Origin of the sequence: Streptomyces flavofungini (genome assembly GCF_041028215.1) — a bacterium.
Classification (GTDB): domain Bacteria; phylum Actinomycetota; class Actinomycetes; order Streptomycetales; family Streptomycetaceae; genus Streptomyces; species Streptomyces flavofungini_B.
The window spans coordinates 1-3,115 of the sequence record NZ_JASKYR010000781.1; the positions used below are offsets into that span (position 1 = coordinate 1).

General features: G+C 66.4%; 2 protein-coding genes, 1 tRNA gene and 1 pseudogene. 2 read left to right on the top strand and 2 right to left on the bottom strand.

Annotated features, from left to right (window positions below):
- Together AB8Z36_RS34315 and pyk are read left to right on the top strand one after the other, a co-directional pair.
- Positions 1 to 450, top strand: a pseudogene (locus AB8Z36_RS34315) (SIMPL domain-containing protein); the annotation flags it as partial.
- Positions 451 to 626: 176 nt separating this feature from the next.
- A complete protein-coding gene (gene pyk, locus AB8Z36_RS34320; RefSeq protein ID WP_369217298.1) occupies positions 627 to 2,063 on the top strand; it encodes a pyruvate kinase in 1,437 nt (478 codons plus the stop codon).
- An 11-nt stretch (positions 2,064 to 2,074) separates the two neighbouring features.
- Here the strand turns inward: pyk and AB8Z36_RS34325 are convergent, their stop codons facing one another.
- Both AB8Z36_RS34325 and AB8Z36_RS34330 read right to left on the bottom strand, forming a co-directional pair.
- The gene (locus AB8Z36_RS34325) at positions 2,075 to 2,854 is read right to left on the bottom strand and encodes a helix-turn-helix domain-containing protein (protein ID WP_369217299.1); all 780 of its coding nucleotides are present in this window, start codon (positions 2,852 to 2,854) and stop codon (positions 2,075 to 2,077) included.
- A 108-nt stretch (positions 2,855 to 2,962) separates the two neighbouring features.
- Positions 2,963 to 3,035: transfer RNA gene (locus AB8Z36_RS34330), tRNA-Leu, on the bottom strand.
- Positions 3,036 to 3,115: the final 80 nt, after the last annotated feature.

Consider the following 3,115-nt stretch of genomic DNA (forward strand, 5'->3'; position numbering starts at 1 on the left):
GCCCCGAACTCACCGAGCACGGCCGCGGCGAACGCATCCGCGCCTACCACGGACGCGTCCACCTCACCGCCGAACTCACCGACTTCACCGCACTCGGCGAACTCACCACCCGCCTCGCCGACCTCGACCTCACCCGCGACGAAGGCCCGCCCCGACTCACCCACCCACCGCCTCGCCAGACAGCAGGCCGTCCGCGAAGCCGTCCAGCGTGCCCGCGAGTACGCCGAAGCCCTCGGCACCGGACTCGCCGCCCTCGTCGAACTCGCCGACATCGGCGCCGACAACGCCCCCGCCTACGGCTACGGAGGCCCCCCGGGCGCCATGCGCGCCGCCTACGCCGGAGCCGCCGACCTCACCACCGAAGCCCCGCCCCTCGACCTCGAACCCCAGCGCCAGCACGTCTACGCCACGGTCAACGCGCGCTTCACCATGACCCCGCCGAACCTCTGAGCCGGAATGCGACCGCTCACTTCCGAGGCCGAGCCGAAGCAAAGAGGTCAGGAAAACCGCTCATCGGAGCAACGCCGCGCACACTTCAACACTTGTCAATAACCCTTCACGCAAAGGTTGTTGAGTAGTCATGCCCAGCCAATTCCCTACCAGTCGGTAAGCCCTAGGCTCGAACCATGCGCCGAGCAAAAATCGTCAGCACCCTGGGACCCGCCACCGACTCGTACGACCAGATCAAGGCACTGGTCGCAGCCGGAATGGACGTAGCCCGCTTCAACCTCAGCCACGGCACCCACGCCGAACACGAGGAGCGCTACCAGCGCGTGCGCAAGGCCTCCGAGGAGAGCGGCCGCAGCGTCGGCATTCTCGCCGACCTTCAAGGCCCGAAGATCCGTCTCGGCCGCTTCCGCGAAGGCCCCGTACTCCTTGAACGCGGCGACGAATTCACCATCACCGTCGAACCCGACGCCCAAGGCGACCGCCAGCAGTGCGGCACCACCTACGGCGGGCTCGCCGACGACGTCGCCACCGGTGAACGCATCCTCGTCGACGACGGCAAGGTCACCCTGGAGGTCACCGCCGTCGACGGCCCCCGCGTCACCACCACCGTCATCGAGGGCGGCATGGTCTCCGACCACAAGGGCCTCAACCTCCCCGGCGTCGCCGTCTCCGTCCCCGCCCTCTCCGAAAAGGACGAGGAAGACCTCCGCTGGGCCCTGCGCATCGGCTGCGACATCATCGCCCTCTCCTTCGTCCGCAGCGGCCGCGACATCGAAGACGTCCACCGCATCATGGACGAGGAGGGCCGCCGCCTCCCCGTCATCGCCAAGGTCGAGAAGCCCCAGGCGGTCGACAACATCGAGGACATCGTCGCCGCCTTCGACGGCATCATGGTCGCCCGCGGCGACCTCGGCGTCGAAATGCCCCTCGAACAGGTCCCGATCGTCCAGAAACGCGCCATCAAACTCGCCAAGCGCAACGCCAAGCCCGTCATCGTCGCCACCCAGATGCTCGACTCCATGATCGACAACTCCCGGCCGACCCGCGCCGAGGCCTCCGACGTCGCCAACGCCGTCATCGACGGCACGGACGCGGTGATGCTCTCCGGCGAGACCAGCGTCGGCAAATACCCCGTCGAGACGGTCCGCACCATGGCCCGCATCGTCGAAGCGGCGGAGGAGGACATCCTCGCCAAGGGCCTCCCGCCCCTCACCGAGCGGAACAAGCCCCGCACCCAGGGCGGCGCCGTCGCCCGCGCCGCCGCCGACATGGGCGACTTCCTCGGCGCCAAGTTCCTCGTCGCCTTCACCCAGTCCGGCGACACCGTCCGCCGCCTCAGCCGCTACCGCTCACCCATCCCGCTCCTCGCCTTCACCCCGGACACCGCGACCCGCGCCCAGCTGAACCTCACCTGGGGCGTCGAGACCTTCCTCGGCCCGCACGTCGAGTCCACGGACGCGATGGTCGACCAGGTCGACGACATGCTCCTGAAGCTGGGCCGCTGCGAGCGGGGTGACGTGGTCGTGATCACGGCGGGTTCCCCGCCGGGGGTCCCTGGCTCCACGAACCTGGTGCGGGTGCACCACATCGGCGAGGACGACAGTCCGAAGTAGCGCGCGGCGGTTCAGTGTTTCGGGCCGACGTGGGTGTCCATGAGGGCCACGTCGGCTTTGCGGGCGATGGAGATGTTGTACGGGTTCCCGTGGCGGGTGCAGTGCGTCCAGCTGACGCCGAGCGCATCGAGGGTGCGCGTGAAGAGGTCCCGGATGTCGTCGGAGACGTTGGTGAAGAAGTACCGGGGATATTCGTAGCGCTTGCGGACGCCGCCGACGAGACGGGTCGTCCAGTTGGTGATGCGGCATCCGTCGGAGTGGATGAGCCCCCGGATGAATTCCCAGGGATGGGCGTCCACGATCTCCTGTTGCCAGGGTTCGAGGGCGATCTTGCGTTCGTGCTTCTTTCCGGGGCCGTGCTGGGGGAACATGCATGTCCAGTGCTTGGTGTACGACTTGACCTCAGTGCACCCCGCTTTATGGCGGCACCGAACGCTCGGCATAGGCATGACCCTCCTCATCGCTGTCTCGGCGGCAGCGATGAGGCCTACCTGCTGTGCGTTGCAGAAGATGGACAAGTGGTGCTGCTTGGGCTTGGAGATGATGTGCCCATCGCCAAGGTAGAGGCCGAGGAGATAGGCGTAGGCCCTGTGGTCGTACCGTCGGCCAGTGCAGTGCGGGCAATCCGTCAGGCGCTCGTACGTGATGCCCAGGCGTTTACGCTCCTCTGAGCGCCACCATCCGATGGTGCCGCGCGGCACATCGAGACGTTCCGCCACGCTCCGATTTGTTACGCCCTGGCGCAGAAGTTCGAGTGCCTCAGCTCGCACCGAAGGTTTGTGCTGATCCATGGATGCAGTTTTGCTGCAGCGTTGCACTCAAGCGGAGTAACGCGGAGTCGTTCACCCATTCACGTGAAGCTCATCAATTCCGCTGCATTCATGGAATCGAAGGAAAAGTGCCCCGAGTCGGATTCGAACCGACGCTGTATGGGTTTTGAATCCATGGCCTCTACCGCTGGGCTACCGGGGCCCCTTCGAAATGAAGGTCAGCGGCTACCCGCTGTGTCACCACCATACCGCAGCTAGGTAGGCTCTTGGGAAGCAGTATCT